A 17,509-nucleotide genomic window follows, 5' to 3' on the forward strand; every position below is an offset into this window, starting at 1 on the left:
GCGATCACCCCTGCCCCGAACCCCCATGGACTTACGAGAAGCAAGAGGACCCCCTGTCATGCCCATGCCCTTCTCCTCGCTCGCGGCGTCCCCCACGCCACCGCCCCCACCTCACACCGGCGGCCTGCTCACCCTCGTCCACGGCACCGCCGGCCTGCTCACCGTCGCCGCGCTCGGCATCGTGCTGCTGCTCGTCCTGATCATCAAGGTGAGACTCCAGCCCTTCGTGGCGCTGCTCGCGGTCTCCATAGCCGTCGGCCTCGGCGCGGGCCTGTCGGTCACCGAACTCTTCGGCACGGTCCAGCGCTCCGACGCCGTCTCCCTCATCGAGTCCGGCATGGGCGGCACCCTCGGCCATGTCGCCATCATCATCGGGCTCGGCACGATGCTCGGTGCGGTCCTCGAGGTCTCCGGCGGCGCCGAGGTGCTGGCGTCCAGGCTGCTGGGCCTGTTCGGCGAGCGGCGCGCACCGCTGGCCATGGGCCTGACCGGCCTGATCTTCGGCATCCCGGTCTTCTTCGACGTCGGCATCTTCGTCCTCGCCCCGATCGTGTACGCGGCGGCGAAGCGGGGCGGCAAGTCGATTCTGCTCTACTGCCTGCCGCTGCTCGCGGGCCTGTCCATGACCCACGCGTTCCTGCCGCCGCACCCGGGCCCGGTCGCCGCCGCCGGTCTGCTCAAGGTCGACCTCGGCATGGTCATCCTGATGGGCGTCGTCTGCGGCATCCCGGCCGTGCTGGCCGCGTGGGCGTGGTCCGCGTGGATCGGCAGGCGGATCTTCGTCCCGGTACCGCAGGACATGGTCGAGGCGGCCGAGGAGGCGAAGGCGGCGCTCGAGCAGGAGCAGCGGGCGGCCGGCGTGACGCCGCCGGAGAAGCCGGTGCCGCTCTCGATCGTCTTCACGATCATCGGTACGCCCCTGGTCCTGATCCTCCTGGCCACCTTCTCCTCGATCGCCTTCGACCCCTCGACGGGCCGCTCGGTCATCGAGTTCTTCGGCCACCCCTTCGTGGCGCTGACGATCGCGCTGCTGCTCGCGTACTACCTGCTGGGCATCCGCCGCGGCTGGTCCCGCAAGTCGCTCGAGACGGTGTCCACCGCCTCGCTCAAGCCGGTCGGCAACATCCTGCTGGTGGTCGGCGCGGGCGGTGTCTTCGGCGCGGTCCTCAAGGGCAGCGGGGTCGCGCAGGCGCTCTCCGACACGTTCCACGACGTGGGCCTGCCGGTGATCGTGCTGGCATACCTGATCTCCCTGGTCCTGCGCGTGGCCCAGGGCTCGGCGACGGTCGCGATCGTCACGACGGCGGGCATCGTCGCCCCGCTGCTGACGGAGGGCCACCACTCGCAGGCGTTCACGGCCCTGGTCATCATGGCCATCTCGGCCGGCTCGATCTTCGCCTCGCACGTCAACGACGGCGGCTTCTGGATGGTCGCCAAGTACTTCGGGATCAGCGAACGGGACACGCTGCGGACGTGGACCGTGCTGGAGAGCGTGCTGTCGGTGGCCGGGTTCGCGGTGGCGGCGGTGGTGAGCCTCTTCGTCTAGCCGTCCGGTGACGACGTGAGGGCCACGGCGCAAGACGCCAGGACGTAAGACACCCGAGACGTAAGACACCCAAGACGTAGGACATCGGGCTGGATTCGTATAACGATGCAGGGGCTGGCTGTGTCCGGCACAGGATCTTCGACCATACTGCCCGCTGTGGAGCAGCGCATTGGTTCGAGCAGCCAGCCCCTGGACGGCGCCGGGGTCGACCCGGCCTTCATCCCCGGGCTCACCTCACCCGTGTCCGTGGACCAGAAGGACTCCGTCGGACCGGACGACTCCGTGGAGCCGGATGACTCCGTAGAGCCGGAGGACGTGGTTCCGGACAAGGAGGCCGCCGCCGGGGTACCGGAGCAGGAGGCCGCCGCCGGGGAAGGCCCCGGCGAGGAGTCCCCCGGCGAGGAACAAGAGGCCCCTGACGGCCCGGTGTTCGAGGCCGCGGACCGCCGCGCCCGGATCGTCGCCGATCGCAGCGGTGTACGGCTCCGACTGGACGACCAGGAGTGCGAGTTCCGCTGGGACGAGATCGGCGCCGTGGAGACGGAGACCGCGCGCTTCGGGAAGCGATTCACGGTGACCGTGCACACCCCGGAACGCCGCTGGTACCCCATCGAGATCGAGGCCGACTCCCGCGCACGCTTCAAGGAGTGGGAGACCCGGCTCGACGAGGTGCTGGACGCGTACTTCGAGGACGGCGAGGAGGAACCCGCCGCCGAGAAGGGCGACGACTGACCGTGGGATACGGTCCCCCGGGATACGGGCCCCCTGGACACCATCCCCCTGCATCCGGCGCCCCCGTATACGGCCACCCGTCGCCACCGGCCGGACCACCGGGCTTCGGACCGCCGCCACCGGCCTACACGCCGTACCCGTCGTACGCGCCCTCGACGCCCCAGGTCCCGCCCGGACCCGACTTCCTGGCCGCCGACCGTCACAACTCGGTCGTGGTGGACGCCTCGGGCGTCGCCTTCGAGATGCGCGGTCTGACGGCGGACTTCCCGTGGCCGGTGATCCGCAGCGTCCACTACCGCCCCGGCGCCGACGAGAAGGTGCTGATGGTGGCGGTCGTGCACGTCGACGGCCGCGTGTTCGAGTGTGTGGTGAACGCCAAACGCCGCGAGGAGTCACAGGCGTGGTTCGCGGAACTGGCGGCGGTACTGGCGCACTACCGCCCGATGGGCTGAGTCCCCATGGGCTGAGTCCCCATGGGCTGAGTCCCCATGGGCTTGACCCCCCATGGGTTGACTCCCCATGGGCTTGACCCCCCATGGGCTCACTCCTCAAGGGCTGACTCCCGATGCGATGACCCCCAGCGGCCGACCCGCCTGCCCTCCTCACGGCAGTTCGAGGGTGTCGACGAACGCCAGCGCGGCAGGGCTGGGGTTGAAGTCGCTCCAGACCAGGTGCTCGACCCGCACCGGGCCCTCGGTGACCGGAACGGTGATCACGTCCGGCAGATCGCGGGTGAACGCCGTGGGCAGGAGGGCGACCGCGAGGCCCTGTCGGACGATGCGCGTCATCAGGTCCGCGGCGGTGACCTCGAAGGCGACCTCACGGGCGAGGCCGGCGGCGGTGAACGCCTGGTCGCTCTGAGCCCGTCCAGGGGTGCCGGCGGGAAAGTCGACGAAGGTCTCCTCGGCCAACCGTGAAAGGTCGACCTCGTCGGCGGCGGCGAGCGGGTGCGAGGTGCCGACGACGGCCACGAGACGGTCGCGGGCCAGCTCCCGCGCCCGCACGCCGAGCGGGCGGTCGGTCTCGGGCAACCCCAGGAAGGCGACGTCGAGTCCGCCTTCGCGCACCCCGGCCGCGAGTTCGTCGCTCGAGCCGACGCGCAGCGCGATCCGTACCCGCGGGTGCTCGTCGCGGAACCGGTGCAGCGCGGCCGGGACATCGACCGCGGCGACGGTCGGGATCACGCCGACGGCCAGACGGCCACGTACCTCTCCCACCGCTGCCGCGGCGTCCACGCCCGCCCGCTCGGCCGCCTCCAGGCACTGCCGGGCGGCGGGCAGAAAGGCCTCCCCTGCCGCGGTGAGCTGCACCCGGCGGCTGGTGCGCGCGAACAGCTTCAGGCCCAGTTCGCGCTCCAGGTTCGCGATCCGGTGGCTGAGCGCCGACTGGACGACGAAGCACCGCTCGGCGGCCCGCGTGAAGCTGCCGGTCTCGGCGACCGCGAGGACGTACCGCATCTGCTGCAGATCCATGCACCGATCGTCCTGAGAGATGGATGCCATGACAAGCATGTGTTGGATTCATCGACGGGCGAGGGCCGACAGTGATGAGGTGACTACGACAAGCGTGAGCACGGCCGCAACGGCCGCCCCTGCCACCCCTGCCGTCCCCGTCGGCCGGGCGGGCTCGACGCTCGCCACGGCGATCGCGCCCGCCGTGTGGGGCACGACGTACAGCGTCACGGCGGAGTTGCTGCCCGAGGGGCATCCACTGTTCGCCGGGCTCATGCGGGCACTGCCCGCCGGGCTGCTCGTCCTGGCCCTGACCCGCACCCTGCCCCGCGGCGCGTGGTGGGTGAAAGCGGGCGTGCTCGGCGCGCTCAACATCGGCGTGTTCTTCCCGTTGCTGTTCCTCGCCGCCCAGCGGCTCCCCGGTGGTGTCGCGGCCACCCTGGGCGCGGCCCAGCCGATCGTCGTCGCCCTCCTCGCCGTGCCCGTTCTACGGGAGCGTCCTTCCGTGTGGCGTCTGGCCTGGGGCGTCATCGGCGTGGCCGGCGTCGGGCTCGTCGTCATCGGGCCGAAGGCCGCCCTCGACCCGCTCGGCATCGCCGCCGGGCTGGCCGGTGCAGGGGCCATGGCGCTCGGTGTCACCCTCACCAAACGCTGGGGGCGCCCCGCGGGCGTGGGGGCCATGACGTTCGCGGGCTGGCAGCTCACCGCGGGCGGGGTCGTGCTGCTTCCCGCCGCGCTGCTCACCGAGGGCGTCCCGGACCGGATCGGCGCTCCGGCGGTGGCCGGCTACCTGTGGCTCGGGCTCGTCGGGGGTCTGCTCGCCTACACCCTGTGGTTCCGCGGCATAGGCACCCTGCCGGTCACCGCGACCGCCCTGCTCGGGCTGCTCTCCCCGCTCGTCGCCGCCGCCCTCGGCGTACTCCTGCTCCGCGAGTCCTTCACCGGCCTTCAGCTGGTCGGATTCGTCCTCGCCCTGGCCGCGCTGCTCGCCGGGCAGACCACTCCGTCTCAGACGCGACGGGCCCGGGTGACCGTCTCTGCGACACGGGAGCAGAGCCGTCGAGACCCCGGGGTTGCATAATCATGCGAGAGTGTGCATACACTTAGCCTCGTGTCCAAGGTGCTGACTTCCCTGCCTGTCGGTGAACGAGTCGGGATCGCCTTCTCCGGCGGTCTCGACACCTCTGTCGCGGTCGCGTGGATGCGCGAGAAGGGCGCCGTGCCCTGCGCCTACACCGCCGACCTCGGCCAGTACGACGAGCCCGACATCGCCTCCGTGCCCGGGCGTGCCACGGCCTACGGCGCCGAGGTCGCCCGGATCGTGGACTGCCGGGCCGCGCTCGTGGAGGAGGGCCTCGCGGCCCTGGCGTGCGGTGCCTTCCACATCCGCTCCGGCGGCCGCGTCTACTTCAACACCACCCCGCTCGGCCGGGCCGTCACGGGCACCCTGCTGGTGCGCGCGATGCTCGAGGACGACGTGCAGATCTGGGGCGACGGCTCCACCTTCAAGGGCAACGACATCGAGCGGTTCTACCGCTACGGTCTGCTCGCCAACCCCTCCCTGCGCATCTACAAGCCGTGGCTGGACGCCGACTTCGTCAGCGAGCTCGGCGGCCGGCAGGAGATGTCCGAGTGGCTGCTGGAGCGCGACCTGCCCTACCGGCACAGCGCCGAGAAGGCGTACTCGACCGATGCCAACATCTGGGGCGCGACGCACGAGGCGAAGTCCCTGGAGCACCTCGACACCGGCATCGAGATCGTGCAGCCGATCATGGGCGTGCGGTTCTGGGACCCGGAGGTCGAGGTGACCCCCGAGGACGTCACCATCGGCTTCGAGCGGGGTCGGCCGGTCACCATCAACGGCAAGGAGTTCGCCTCCCCGGTGGACCTGGTCCTCGAGGCCAACGCGATCGGCGGCCGGCACGGCCTCGGCATGTGCGACCAGATCGAGAACCGCGTCATCGAGGCCAAGAGCCGCGGCATCTACGAGGCCCCGGGCATGGCGCTGCTGCACGCGGCGTACGAGCGGCTGGTCAACGCCATCCACAACGAGGACACGCTCGCCAGCTACCACACCGAGGGCCGCCGTCTCGGCCGGCTGCTGTACGAGGGCCGCTGGCTGGACCCGCAGGCGCTGATGCTGCGCGAGGCGCTGCAGCGCTGGGTGGGGACGGCGGTCACCGGTGAGGTGACGCTGCGGCTGCGGCGCGGCGAGGACTACTCCATCCTCGACACGACCGGACCGGCGTTCAGCTACCACCCGGACAAGCTCTCCATGGAGCGGACCGAGGACTCCGCCTTCGGCCCGGTCGACCGTATCGGCCAGCTGACGACGCGCAACCTCGACATCGCCGACTCCCGCGCCAAGCTGGAGCAGTACGCCCGGCTCGGCATGGTCGGCGGCAGCCCGGACCCGGCGCTGATCGGCGCCGCACAGGCGGCCTCGACCGGTCTGATCGGCGCGATGCCCGAGGGTGGCGCGGAGACGATCGCGTCCCGCGGAGAGGGCACCGCCGACGAGGCGGAACTGCTCGACCACGCCGCGATCGAGTCGGGTACCGACTGAGACCCGGACGAGTCCCGTCCTTGAGCGCACGGCCCGCCGCCTCCACCGGAGGGGCGGGCCGTCCAGCGCGGTCAGCCCCTGCCTACGGCAGCGCGTGCACGTGCGGGCCCACCGAGTTCGACCACGCGTTCTGGGACGCCGCGTCCCAGTTCGTCGACCACGTCATCGCGCCCCGGAGGTCCGGGTACGTCTTCGACGGCTTGAACGTGCCGCAGTTGGTTCCCTTCGCCAGGCAGTCCAGGGCGTTGTTCACCACGGAGGGCGACACGTAGCCGCTGCCCGCCGCGCTCGTCGAGGCGGGGACCCCGAGGCCCACCTGGGACGGGGACAGGCCGCCCTGGAGCTGGATGCAGGCCAGGGCCGTCAGGAAGTCCACCGATCCCTGTGAGTACACCTTGCCGTCGCAGCCCAGCATGGAACCGCTGTTGTAGTACTGGGTGTTGACGACCGTCAGGATGTCCTTCACGTTCAGCGCCGTCTGGAAGTACGCGTTGGACGTCGACTGCATGTCGATGGTCTGCGGGGCCATCGTGATCACAAGCGATGATCCCGCCTTGGACGACAGTTGCCTGAGCGCCTGCGACATGTACGTCGCGTTCAGGCCGTTCTCCAGGTCGATGTCCACCCCGTCGAAGCCGTACGTCTGCATCAGCGTGTACACCGAGTTCGCGAAGTTCGTCGCCGACGCCGCGTCGTTGACCGACACCGTGCCGTTCTGGCCGCCCACCGAGACGACCACCTTCTTGCCCGCGGCCTTCTTCGCGGCGATGTCCGCCTTGAACTGGTCCACCGTGTAGCCGCCCAGGCCGGCCGAGTCGAGGGTGAAGCCCACCGCGCCCGGCGTGCTCGTCGCGTCCGCGAACGCCACCGCGATGATGTCGTACTGCGACGGCACGTCCGAGATCCGCTGCACCGTGGCGCCGTTGTCGAAGTTCTGCCAGTAGCCCGTCACCGCGTGCTTCGGGAGCCCGCCCCCGCCACCGGACGACGCCGTCGTGGCCGTCACCGCCGCCGACTTGGCCGACTCGCCCGCCGCGTTCGTCGCCGTCACCTGGAAGGAGTACGACGTCGAGGGGGACAGGCCCGTCACCGTCGCGGACGTACCGGTCGCCGACGTCACCTTCGTGCCGCCGCGGTACACGTTGTAGCCCGTCGCGCCCGTCACCGCGTTCCAGGACAGGGATACGGAAGAGGACGTCGTGCCGGAGACCGCCAGGCCTGTGGGCGGCGACGGGACCGTGGGGGAGGGGTCGCCGCCCCCGCCGCCGTCCGGGCCGTACACCGACACGTCGTCGGCGTAGTACGCCGCCTGTCCGTACCAGCCGTGCAGGTACACCGTCACCGATGTCGTCGAGGCGCCCGTCGTGAACGTCGTGGACAGCTGCTTCCAGCTCGTCGAGTCCGGCGTCCACGTCGACACGTCGGTCGTGCCCGTCCCTGTCGCGCCCAGGTAGGTGTACCCGCCCTGCACCCATGCGCTCAGCGTGTACGTGGAGTTCGGCTTGACCGCGACCGTCTGGGCGCACTGCGCGTAGTCCTGGCCCGCGGGTGTCGCCTTCAGCGCGGCCGTGCCGCCGTGCACCGGGGAGGACACCGTCGTGCCGCTGCCCGCCGAGCAGGTCCAGTTGGCGAGGCCCGACTCGAAGCCGGCGTTCTTCGCGTTGTTGACGTCCGCCGCGGCGGCGTGGCCGGCGCTCAGCAGGGAGAGGGCGAGGGCGGCTACGGCGGCCCCGGCGAGGGTCCGTCTGCGGCGGGGCAGGGCTGGTACGCGGTCCACTTCGGCCTCCGATGTGGGGAGAGGAAAGGGAGGAAAGCGCAGGAGGGCATTGCGGAACGGTGGCCACCGCCTGATGCCCAAGAATTTGGTCCAGACCAATCCCGGTGTCAAGGGTTCGTGCGCCTTCAACAGTCCTGCGGGCGCCCGGAGTTGGGGCATATGCCCCTACTCTGTGTGGATCATGTCCCCACCTTCGGTGAGATGATCTTCCCGATTCTGTGTTGAGCGGGGCATGCCGTGGATATGGTGCTGTTGCAGGACGACGCAACAGAACGTCACAGGGGCCATCTGAGGCGGTGGTTGACCACCCCGCCGCAGTGAACGGGGTGGTGAGCAGCCGTGCCGACCGCGATAGCCGTCACCAGTCCCGACCTGGTGCTCCCACCGCTCGACCGGCAGACGCCGACCGCCGCCGTCCAGCCCCAGCCCACGCTGGAGGCGTCCCTGACCGGCATGCACGCGCTGGTCGAGCAGCACGGGTACGTCATCGCGCTGCACCCCGCCTCCGGTGACGACCCGGCCGTGCAGCGGCTGCGCACCGTCCGCTCCGTCCTGGAGAGCGACCGCGTCGCGCTGCTCGGCATCGACCTGCCCCCGCTCGGACTCGCGCTGCTCGCCCAGCAGTTGCGCCAGCTGTCGGTCTGCGACTTCAGCCCCGGCGTCCTGGCGTCCTCCGCGCGCCTGCTCGCCCACTACATCTACGCCGGCGCCCTCCTGGGCTCGGTCGCCAAGCTGGACCGCGTCCCCGTCCCGCTCACGTCCCACGCCAAGTCGTGGGTGCCGGGCGCGCAGTTCGCCGTGCTCGCGGGCCCCCGCCCCCGGCTCGTCCGCGTCGGTCAGGAGGAGTTACCCGGCCCCGAGTTCGGCACCCGGATGCTCGTCGCCTCCGGGCAGCCGCCCTCCGACTGGGTCACCGCCTCACTCGCCCCCGCCTGGCGGGTCCAGGGCGTCGGGACCGTGCCTCTGCCGCAGGACTCCGCCCGCTGGTGGGGCACGAACCGGCTCGTCGAGTTCGCGGCCGGCCTGCACGACGTGTCCGTGCTCTACCAGCTCGTGTCGTCCGTGCGGCGCGAGACCTGCCACTGGTGCGGACTCGAACTCATCGGCGACCGCTGCGGGTTCTGCGCCGCGCCCCTCCCGCCACCCCCCGAACAGCTACCGGCGACCACGACCGTCCGCGCCGCCCTGCCGCGCGGCGGCACGTAGCCCCGTACGCGTTGGTCCGCAGTACGTCTCGCACAACGTTCGACCGCTCGACCGTCCGACCGTCCGATCGCTCGACCGCTCTACCGCCCGACCCGCCGTTTCCCGCCCCGATCGAGGTTGTCCGCGTCATGAACTCACGCCAGCGCCGCGGCGTCATCCTGCTGGTCCTCTCGGCCCTCGCCGCCGTCGGCGCCTTCGCCGGGGTGCTGTCGGTGATCCGCGACGTGAACTCCAAGGTCGGCCCCGAGGTCACGGCGTACCGTCTCAAGAACGACATCGATCCCTACAAGGAACTCACCCCCGGCCAGTTCCAGAAGATCTCCATGCCGAAGCGCTGGCTGCCCGCCACCGCCGTCACCGATCTGGCCCGGATCCGCGGCAAGATCGCCGTGACCCGGCTGGAGCAGGGCTCCCTGCTCCAGAGCGACATGATCGTGGACCGGCCCGAACTCGAGCCGGGGCAACAGGAGATCGCCATCATGATCGACGCCTCCACCGGCGTCGCGGGCAAGATCGACCCCGGTTCGCGGGTCAACATCTACGCCACTTTCAAGGCCGAGAACGACAAGGGCAAGGACGAGTCCAAGGTCATCGTGACCAACGCCCGCGTCCTCGACGTCGGCAAGCTCACCGCCCTCGACCCGGGCCAGTCCAGCGACGACCGGCGACGCACCGCCACCGAGGCGGTCCCCATCACCTTCGCGCTCGACACGGCGGACGCCCAACGGGTCGCGTACGCCGAGTCGTTCGCCACACACGTCCGGCTCGCCCTGGTCGCGGGCGGCTCCCAGACCACCATCGCGCCGGGCGAGCGTACGTACACCCTCGACCAGGACAAGTAGGAGGCCGCGCATGAGGTCCGTACCGGCCCCCAGCGGGCCTGTCCCCAGGCCGTCCGACGGTGCGGGGTGTCGCCGATGACCGTCCGCGTCCTCCCCGCCGTCGGCGACCTCGACGCCGCCCGCTCGCTCACCACCCTGCTCGGCCAGCTACCGGACGCCGAGCCCGCCCCGCCCGTGCACGACTCCACGGCCCTGCTGGACACCCTGGCGCGCCTGGCCGGGGACTCCCTCGACGAGCTGCCCGAGGTCGTCCTCGTGCACGAGCGGATCGGGCCGGTGCCCGCGCTGGACCTGATCCGCGACCTGGTGATGCGGTTCCCGGCGGTCGGGGTCGTCCTCGTCACCGCCGACACCAGCACCGGCGTGCTCACCGCCGCGATGGACTCCGGCGCCCGCGGCATCGTCACCCTGCCCCTCGGCTACGACGCCCTCGCCGAACGCGTCCAGGCCGCCGCCGCCTGGTCCGCCGGCATGCGGCGCCACCTGAGCAGCGGCGCCCCCGAGCCGTACGCCGGACCCGGAGGGACCGTGGTCGCGGTGACCGGCGCGAAGGGCGGCGTCGGCGCCACGGTCGCGGCCGTGCACCTCGCGCTCGCCGCCCGGGCCTCGGGCCGTACGGTCGCGCTGGTCGACCTCGATCTCCAGTCCGGGGACATCGCCTCCTACCTCGACGTGCAGTTCCGGCGCTCGGTCGCCGACCTCGCCGGGATCGCGGACATCAACCCGCGCGTCCTCCAGGACGCCCTCTACACCCACGAAAGCGGCATCGGACTGCTCCTCGCGCCCGCCGAGGGCGAACGCGGAGAGGAGGTCACCGACCGGGTGACCCGCCAGGTCCTCGGCGCGCTGCGCTCCCGCCACGACGTGGTGATCGTCGACTGCGGCGCGCAGATGACCGCCGCCACCGCCGCGGCCGTCGAGATCGCCGACCACGCCGTGCTGCTGGTCACCCCGGACGTGGTCGCGGTCCGCGCGGCCAAGCGGATGGTCCGTCTGTGGGACCGGCTCCAGATCCGCAAGGCCGAGGAGACGCTGACCGTCGTCAACCGTCACTCGCGCGGTACGGAGATCCAGCCCGCCCTCGTCGAACGCGTCACCGGCACCAAGGTGGCCCGCGCCGCGGTCCCGGCCGCCTTCAAGGAACTCCAGTCGGTCGTGGACGCCGGACGCCTCCAGGACCTCGACGCCCGCTCCACCGTGAAGCAGGCGCTGTGGGCGCTGGCGGGGGAGCTGGAGCTGGTCAAGGCGCAGGAGGGCGGCGGGCGGCGGCGCCGGGCGCCGTCGGACCGGGGCGCGCTGAGCCTGTGGCGCAAGGGCGGCGACCGGGGGTCGGTGACCCTGGAGTTCGCCGGGATGTTCCCGCTGGTGCTGGTCGTGCTGGCGCTGCTGTGGGAGTGCGTGCTGTACGGCTACACGTACTCACTGGCGGGCAACGCGGCGGACGAGGCGGCTCGGGCGGCCACGGCGGCGTTCGCGGCCACCAGAGGCACGGACTACACCGGGGCCTGCGAGGCGGCGGGCGCCGAGCACCTGCCGGACGCCTGGAGTGGCGCGGAGATCGGCTGCATCCCGGAGGGGCCGGTGATGAAGGCGACCGTCAAGGCCGACGTACCGCTGTTCTTCCCGGGTCTCAACCCGGGCTGGCGCGTGGAGGGCACCGCTGGAGCGGCGCTGGAGGGAGACGCCCCGTGAAAGGCCTCTTCCGCCGCCACCGCACGCGGGCCGAGCGCACCCGCCGCTGGGACGACCGAGGCGTCTCCATCCTGGAGTTCGCCGGCTTCCTGCCCATCCTGCTCGTCATCGGCATGGCCGCCATCCAGCTCGGCCTCATCGGCTACGGCATCAACCAGGCCGGGTCGGCGGCCCGAGCGGCGGCTCGCGCGGACTCCCTGCACAAGGGCACCGGAGATGCCGCGGGCCGGGCCGCAGTCAGCGGATGGCTGAGCGCGGAGCCTGTCGTGGAGCGGGGCGCCGACACCACCACCGCCACCGTCACCGTCCGCGTCCCGGCAGTCATCCCCCTCTTCAGCGGCTGGACCGTCACGCGCCGCGCCACCATGCCCAACGACCCGGAACCCTTCATCCCGGGAAGGAGCTGACGACGGCATGAGCCTCCGCTCCCGTATCGCCGCCCCCGACGACGGGGGAGCCGCCCGTGAGGACGGACACCTCGTCGCGGTCTACCGTGCCAAGCTCCTGGAGGAGATCGACCTCGCCGAGATGTCGGGCCTCGCCACCGCCGAGCGCCGGGTCCGGCTCGAACGCGTCCTCGGCCACATCATCAGCCGCGAGGGCCCGGTCCTGTCCTCCGCCGAGCGCTCCCAGCTGATCCGCCGGGTCGTCGACGAGGCCCTCGGCCTCGGTGTCCTCGAACCGCTCCTCGCCGACGCCTCCATCACCGAGATCATGGTCAACGGCCCCGACTCGATCTTCGTGGAGCGGGCGGGCCGCGTCGAACAGCTCCCGCTCCGCTTCGCCTCCGCCGAGCAGCTGATGCAGACGATCGAACGCATCGTCTCCACCGTCAACCGCCGCGTCGACGAGTCGAACCCCATGGTCGACGCCCGCCTGCCCACCGGCGAGCGCGTCAACGTCATCATCCCGCCGCTCGCCCTGACCGGCCCCACCCTCACCATCCGCCGCTTCCCGCGCGCCTACACGCTCCCCGAACTCATCGGCCTCGGCTCGCTCGACGAGCAGATGCTGATGCTGCTCGCCGCGTTCGTCCGCGCCCGCTTCAACCTGATCGTCAGCGGCGGCACCGGCTCGGGGAAGACGACCCTGCTCAACGCGCTCTCCGGGCTCATCCCCTCCCAGGAGCGCATCATCACCATCGAGGACTCCGCCGAACTCCAGCTCCAGCAGGAGCACGTGATCCGTCTGGAGTCCCGCCCGCCGAACGTCGAGGGCAAGGGCCAGATCACCATCCGCGACCTGGTCCGCAACAGCCTGCGGATGCGGCCCGACCGGATCATCGTCGGTGAGGTCCGCGGCGGCGAGACGCTCGACATGCTCCAGGCGATGTCGACGGGCCACGACGGCTCCCTCGCCACCGTCCACGCCAACTCGGCGGAGGACGCGCTGATGCGGTTGCAGACCCTCGGCTCGATGTCGGAGGTCATGATCCCCTTCGAGGCGCTGAAGGACCAGATCAACTCGGCCGTCGACGTGGTCGTGCAGCTCGCCCGGTACCCCGACGGCTCCCGCAAGGTGGTGGAGATCGCACTCGTCGTGTCGCACGGCCGCGAACAGTTCCGCGTCGCCACCGTGTCCCGTTTCGTGCCCCAGCCCCTCGGCCCCGACCGGATCGTCCGCGGCCGTTTCGAGCACCTTCCGCTGCCGCGACCGGTCGCGGAGAAGCTGTACGGCGCGGGCGAACCGCTTCCGCCGGCCTTCGGTGTCGCGGACGCCCTCGACGTACTGCACACGAGGCAGGCCATCGGATGATCCACGCCCACCTCAGGAGCCGGTCATGAACGACCCCGCCCTCCTCGCCCTCGGCGCCACCGTCCTCACCGGCACCCTCGCCGTCGTGGGCGTGCACTCGTACGCCTCCGGCCGCGCCCAGCGCCGGGAGCTCGTCGACCGGCTCTCCGGCGCCGCGGGCGGCCCGATCCGTACGGCGGCCGGCCGCGTACGGCGCTTCACGGCAGTGGACCGCAGGCTGCGCCGCACCCGCCTGGGACGCGCCATCCACATACGCCTCTCGGCGACGGGCCTGGACCTGACGGCGGGTGAGTTCTTCACCTACGTCGCCGCCGTCGTCGCGGCGCTGTGGCTGATCGCGGCGTCCACCCTGGCGCCCTTCTTCGGCCCGATCGCCGGCCTGGTCGGCATCTGGAGCGCGGCCATCTTCCTCAACTGGCAGCGGCAGAAACGCATCGAGGCGTTCATCAACCAGCTCCCCGACGTGGCCCGCCTGCTGGCCAACGCCACGGCCGCCGGACTCGCCCTGCGCACCGCGCTCGCCATGGCGGCGGAGGAGCTGGAGGCCCCGGCGGGCGAGGAACTGGCCCGGGTCGCCGACCAGCTGTCGCTGGGCCGCTCGGTCGACGACGCCCTGGACGAACTGGCCGAACGCCTCCCCTCGCGCGAGCTGATCGTCCTCGTCACCACCCTCGTCCTGGCGAACAAGGCGGGCGGCTCGGTGGTCAGCTCGCTGCGCAACCTCACCCAGACCCTGGAGGACCGCAAGGAGACCCGGCGCGAGGTCCGCACGATGCTCTCCGAGGTCAACGCGACGGCCTTCACGGTCCCGATGCTCGGCCTGGGTTCGCTCATCCTGGTCAACTCCTCGAACGAGGGCGCCCTGGCCCGTGTCACCGGCTCCCCGCTCGGCCAGGGCCTGGTTCTGCTCTCCCTCGGCCTCTACACGATCGGCTTCTTCGTCATCCGCCGCCTCGGCAAGATCGAAGTGTGAGGGGGAGAACGCGATGCTTCCGCTGCTCCTCGCCCTGCTGACGGCGGTGTCCGTCGCGGGCGTCCTCCTCGGCATCCGGATGATCCGCGCGGAGGCGAAACTCCCGAGCGATCTCGCACTCGCCCTGGAGGTCGGCGCGACCCGGGTCTCCAAGGCGGGCTCGGCGGTCGACCGCCTCGGCATCCGCTTCGCCCCCCTCGTGCTGCGCCTGATGGGTCCCCGCCGCGTCGAGGCCAAACGCCGCCGCATCGACATGGCGGGCAACCCCGGCGGCCTGACCCTGAACCGGTACGCCGCACGCCGGGCGGTCTACGGCATCTTCGGCCTGGTCCTCGGCCTGATGTTCCTCACGAACGGTCAGCTGCTCTTCGCCGCCGTGACGTTCGCCTTCGGGCTGTTCGCCGCCGACGCCCTGATCTGGCAGGCCGTCCGCGAGCGCAAGGACGTCATCGACCGCACCCTCCCGGACTTCCTGGACGTCCTCGCGGTCGTCGTCTCGGCGGGCCTCGGCTTCCGGCAGGCCCTCGACCGGGTCGCGGAGAAGTACGAGGGCCCCTGGGCGGACGAACTGCGCATCACCCTGCGCCAGATGGACATGGGCGTCAGCCGCCGCCAGGCCTTCGACGAACTGCGCAGGCGCAACTCCTCCGAACAGGTCGCCCAGTTCGTCTCCGCGCTGCAACAGGGCGAGGAGCTGGGCTCGCCCATCGCCGAAACCCTGATCCAGCTGGCCACGGACATGCGCCGCACGGACGCCCAGAACGCCCGCCGCCGCGCCGCCAAGACGATCCCCAAGGCCACGCTGGTCACCCTGGTCTTCATGCTCCCGGCGACGATGATCCTGATCGCGACGGGGATGTTCCTGGGGTCGGGGACGGACTTCGGATCGATTCTGGGTCGGTGACGATGAGCCGCACGAGTCACCCCGCCCCCGGGTACCTGGAGGACGACGCCCCCGCTCCCGCCAGCGTCCGCCTCCAGCTCGGCGCGCTCCAGGCGCTGTGCCGCCAGACCGTGGCCGTACGCCTCGCCCTGATCCTGATCGGCACGCCCTTCGCCCTGGCCAACGCGCCCGAGGACGGTCCCCGCTACGCCGTCGTCGCGGCAGCCGTTCTCGGCGTCACGGCCTCGTACGCCGTGCTCCGCGACTGGAACCGCGTGGGCCCCCGCCTCCTCGCGCATCCCACGCTGATGGCGCTGGACCTGCTCTTCGTCGCCACACTGCTCCTGACCGCCTCCCCGGCCTCCCCCCTCGCGTACGCCACGGTCTGCACGCCCTTGCTGTCCGGCCTGCTGTACGGCTGGCGCGGCGCGGGGGTGCTCACGGGTCTGCAACTCGCGGTGGTGTTCTCGGTCTTCCGGGCCTGGGAACACCGTCCCGGCGCGGCTGCCAGCACGCTCCTCATCGCCGGTTTCTGCGTCGCCGCCGGCATCATCGGTGTGACTTTGCGCAACCTGATGTTCCGTTTCGGCGCGGCCGGCGAGGCGCTGTCCCAAGCCAACGCCCGCCTGGCCGCGACGGAGGCGGTGGAGTCCGAACGGGCCCGCCTGGCCAGGGAGATGCACGACTCGGTGGCGAAGACGCTGCACGGCCTGGCCTTGGCGGCACAGGCACTGGCCGCCTCGGCGGACCACGGCGACCCGGCCACGCTCAAGCGCCAGGCCATGCTGGTCGCCGGGGCCGCGCGCAGAGCGGCGGCGGAGTCCCGCGACCTGCTCTCCGACCTGCGACGCCGTACGGGCGTCACGCCGGCTCACCTGGACCTGGCGGCCGAGCTCACCCTGCTGACGGAGGATTTCGCGAGCCGCACCGGCACGACAGTGGCCCTGAGAGAACCGGACGCCTCCCTGCTCCTGCCGTACACGACCGCCCAGCACGTCCTGGCGATCGTCTCGGAGGCGCTGGAGAACACCCACCGCCACGCCCGGGCGAGCCGGGTACGGATCGAACTGCAGGCGCCCGGCAACGCCGCTTTGGTCCTACGCGTGGAAGACAACGGTGTCGGCCTGCCCCCGTCGGTCACACCCGAGAGCCTGGCGAAAACCGGCCACTTCGGCCTGCTCGGCATGACGGAACGCGCCGCGTCCCTGGGCGGCCACCTCAGCCTGGGCCGCTCACCCCTGGGCGGCGCCGGGATCCACCTGCACCTCCCCCTCCCCGCGACCGCTTCCCCCACCCCGCAAGAGGAGGCCGCACATGCCTGACCTGCCTGACCAGGCACATCCCGGCCCGCGCCTGCGCGTCCTCGTCGCCGACGACAATCCCGTCGTCCGGGCGGGCCTGACCGCCCTGCTGTCCGTCCACCACGACATCGAGGTGGTGGCCGAGGCGGCGGACGGCACCCAGGCACTCACCCACGCCGCCCGGCACCGTCCCGACGTCATCCTCCTGGACCACCGCATGCCGGGCACGGACGGCCTGACGGCACTGCCGCGACTGGCCGCCCAGGCCCCCGTGATGATGCTGACGTACAGCAGAGAACCCGAGGTGGTGGCGGAGGCCCTGCGCCGCGGGGCCTCGGGCTACCTGGTCCACGGGGAGTTCACGGCGGCGGAACTGATCGCGGCCGTACGGGGCCTGAGGGAGGGCCGGAGGACGGTGTCCCCGTGCGCTGTCCGGTCTTCGCTCGGCGTTTCCTACGAAGACAAGGAAGTCTCTTCGCACCTGCAACCAGTTGTGGCACAGTCGTCGGGGGTTCCGCCCGCCCGGGCGGGGGGTCTGCGGCGCCGCGTCGCGGGGCGGTCGGCCTTCGGGCTGAGTTCGAGGGAGGTGGAGGTCATGGACCTCATCGCGGCCGGCATGAACAACCGGCAGATCGCCGCCGCCTGCTTCATCAGCGAGAAGACGGTCAAGAACCACATCAACCGCATCTTCGCGAAGCTGCACAGTTCATCGCGGAGCGAAGCGATCGCTCACTGGCTGGGGACGGCTCGGGAGGGGTGGAGCCGATGAGCACGCCGACGACCGG

The 17,509-nt window shown here is 71.5% G+C and carries 16 protein-coding genes; 14 read left to right on the plus strand and 2 right to left on the minus strand.

What is annotated here, in order from left to right; all coding sequences use genetic code 11:
* Positions 1–64: 64 nt before the first annotated feature.
* The 3 genes from ACIRC0_RS10150 (at position 65) to ACIRC0_RS10160 (ending at position 2,730) form a co-directional block, all read left to right on the plus strand.
* Positions 65–1,546 carry a GntP family permease gene (locus ACIRC0_RS10150; protein WP_403614706.1) on the plus strand — a complete coding sequence of 494 codons (1,482 nt, stop codon included), beginning with the start codon at positions 65–67 and terminating at the stop codon, positions 1,544–1,546.
* Between the two features lie 156 nt (positions 1,547–1,702).
* Positions 1,703–2,278 carry a hypothetical protein gene (locus ACIRC0_RS10155; protein ID WP_403613777.1) on the plus strand — a complete coding sequence of 192 codons (576 nt, stop codon included), beginning with the start codon at positions 1,703–1,705 and terminating at the stop codon, positions 2,276–2,278.
* 212 nt (positions 2,279–2,490) lie between these two features.
* Positions 2,491–2,730 carry a hypothetical protein gene (locus ACIRC0_RS10160; protein ID WP_403613780.1) on the plus strand — a complete coding sequence of 80 codons (240 nt, stop codon included), beginning with the start codon at positions 2,491–2,493 and terminating at the stop codon, positions 2,728–2,730.
* A 150-nt stretch (positions 2,731–2,880) separates the two neighbouring features.
* Here ACIRC0_RS10160 and ACIRC0_RS10165 read toward each other — a convergent pair whose 3' ends face one another.
* A complete protein-coding gene (locus tag ACIRC0_RS10165; protein WP_403613782.1) occupies positions 2,881–3,750 on the minus strand; it encodes a LysR family transcriptional regulator in 870 nt (289 codons plus the stop codon).
* A 79-nt stretch (positions 3,751–3,829) separates the two neighbouring features.
* Here ACIRC0_RS10165 and ACIRC0_RS10170 point away from each other — a divergent pair, with 79 nt between their 5' ends.
* Both ACIRC0_RS10170 and argG read left to right on the plus strand, forming a co-directional pair.
* On the plus strand, positions 3,830–4,810 hold the full coding sequence (locus ACIRC0_RS10170) for an EamA family transporter (RefSeq protein WP_403613785.1): 981 nt from the start codon (positions 3,830–3,832) through the stop codon (positions 4,808–4,810).
* Positions 4,811–4,840: 30 nt separating this feature from the next.
* Entirely contained in the window at positions 4,841–6,295 is a 1,455-nt protein-coding gene (gene argG, locus ACIRC0_RS10175) for an argininosuccinate synthase (protein WP_403613788.1), read from the plus strand.
* An 82-nt stretch (positions 6,296–6,377) separates the two neighbouring features.
* Here the strand turns inward: argG and ACIRC0_RS10180 are convergent, their stop codons facing one another.
* Positions 6,378–8,072 (minus strand): chitinase, encoded by a 1,695-nt coding sequence (locus tag ACIRC0_RS10180; protein ID WP_403613791.1) that lies wholly within the window; start codon positions 8,070–8,072, stop codon positions 6,378–6,380.
* 339 nt (positions 8,073–8,411) lie between these two features.
* Between ACIRC0_RS10180 and ACIRC0_RS10185 the strand changes: the two genes are divergently transcribed.
* The 9 genes from ACIRC0_RS10185 (at position 8,412) to ACIRC0_RS10225 (ending at position 17,493) form a co-directional block, all read left to right on the plus strand.
* A complete protein-coding gene (locus tag ACIRC0_RS10185; RefSeq protein ID WP_403613793.1) occupies positions 8,412–9,278 on the plus strand; it encodes a hypothetical protein in 867 nt (288 codons plus the stop codon).
* Positions 9,279–9,406: 128 nt separating this feature from the next.
* On the plus strand, positions 9,407–10,120 hold the full coding sequence (gene cpaB, locus ACIRC0_RS10190) for a Flp pilus assembly protein CpaB (RefSeq protein ID WP_403613796.1): 714 nt from the start codon (positions 9,407–9,409) through the stop codon (positions 10,118–10,120).
* A gap of 75 nt (positions 10,121–10,195) precedes the next feature.
* The gene (locus ACIRC0_RS10195; protein ID WP_403613799.1) at positions 10,196–11,812 is read left to right on the plus strand and encodes a CpaE family protein; all 1,617 of its coding nucleotides are present in this window, start codon (positions 10,196–10,198) and stop codon (positions 11,810–11,812) included.
* On the plus strand, positions 11,809–12,219 hold the full coding sequence (locus tag ACIRC0_RS10200) for a TadE/TadG family type IV pilus assembly protein (protein WP_403613801.1): 411 nt from the start codon (positions 11,809–11,811) through the stop codon (positions 12,217–12,219). The genes ACIRC0_RS10195 and ACIRC0_RS10200 overlap by 4 nt, the downstream gene beginning before the upstream one ends.
* Positions 12,220–12,226: 7 nt before the next feature.
* Positions 12,227–13,567 carry a CpaF family protein gene (locus tag ACIRC0_RS10205; protein ID WP_403613803.1) on the plus strand — a complete coding sequence of 447 codons (1,341 nt, stop codon included), beginning with the start codon at positions 12,227–12,229 and terminating at the stop codon, positions 13,565–13,567.
* A gap of 25 nt (positions 13,568–13,592) precedes the next feature.
* Positions 13,593–14,540 carry a type II secretion system F family protein gene (locus tag ACIRC0_RS10210; protein ID WP_403613806.1) on the plus strand — a complete coding sequence of 316 codons (948 nt, stop codon included), beginning with the start codon at positions 13,593–13,595 and terminating at the stop codon, positions 14,538–14,540.
* 13 nt (positions 14,541–14,553) lie between these two features.
* Positions 14,554–15,444, plus strand: coding sequence for a DUF5936 domain-containing protein (locus ACIRC0_RS10215; protein ID WP_403613809.1), 891 nt, complete (start codon positions 14,554–14,556; stop codon positions 15,442–15,444).
* Between the two features lie 2 nt (positions 15,445–15,446).
* On the plus strand, positions 15,447–16,745 hold the full coding sequence (locus ACIRC0_RS10220; RefSeq protein ID WP_403613811.1) for a sensor histidine kinase: 1,299 nt from the start codon (positions 15,447–15,449) through the stop codon (positions 16,743–16,745).
* The gene (locus ACIRC0_RS10225) at positions 16,738–17,493 is read left to right on the plus strand and encodes a response regulator (protein ID WP_403613813.1); all 756 of its coding nucleotides are present in this window, start codon (positions 16,738–16,740) and stop codon (positions 17,491–17,493) included. Before ACIRC0_RS10220 ends, ACIRC0_RS10225 begins: the two co-directional genes overlap by 8 nt.
* Positions 17,494–17,509 lie beyond the last annotated feature (16 nt).

It is taken from the genome of Streptomyces sp. NPDC093984 (assembly GCF_044764595.1).
GTDB classification, from domain to species: domain Bacteria; phylum Actinomycetota; class Actinomycetes; order Streptomycetales; family Streptomycetaceae; genus Streptomyces; species Streptomyces cynarae.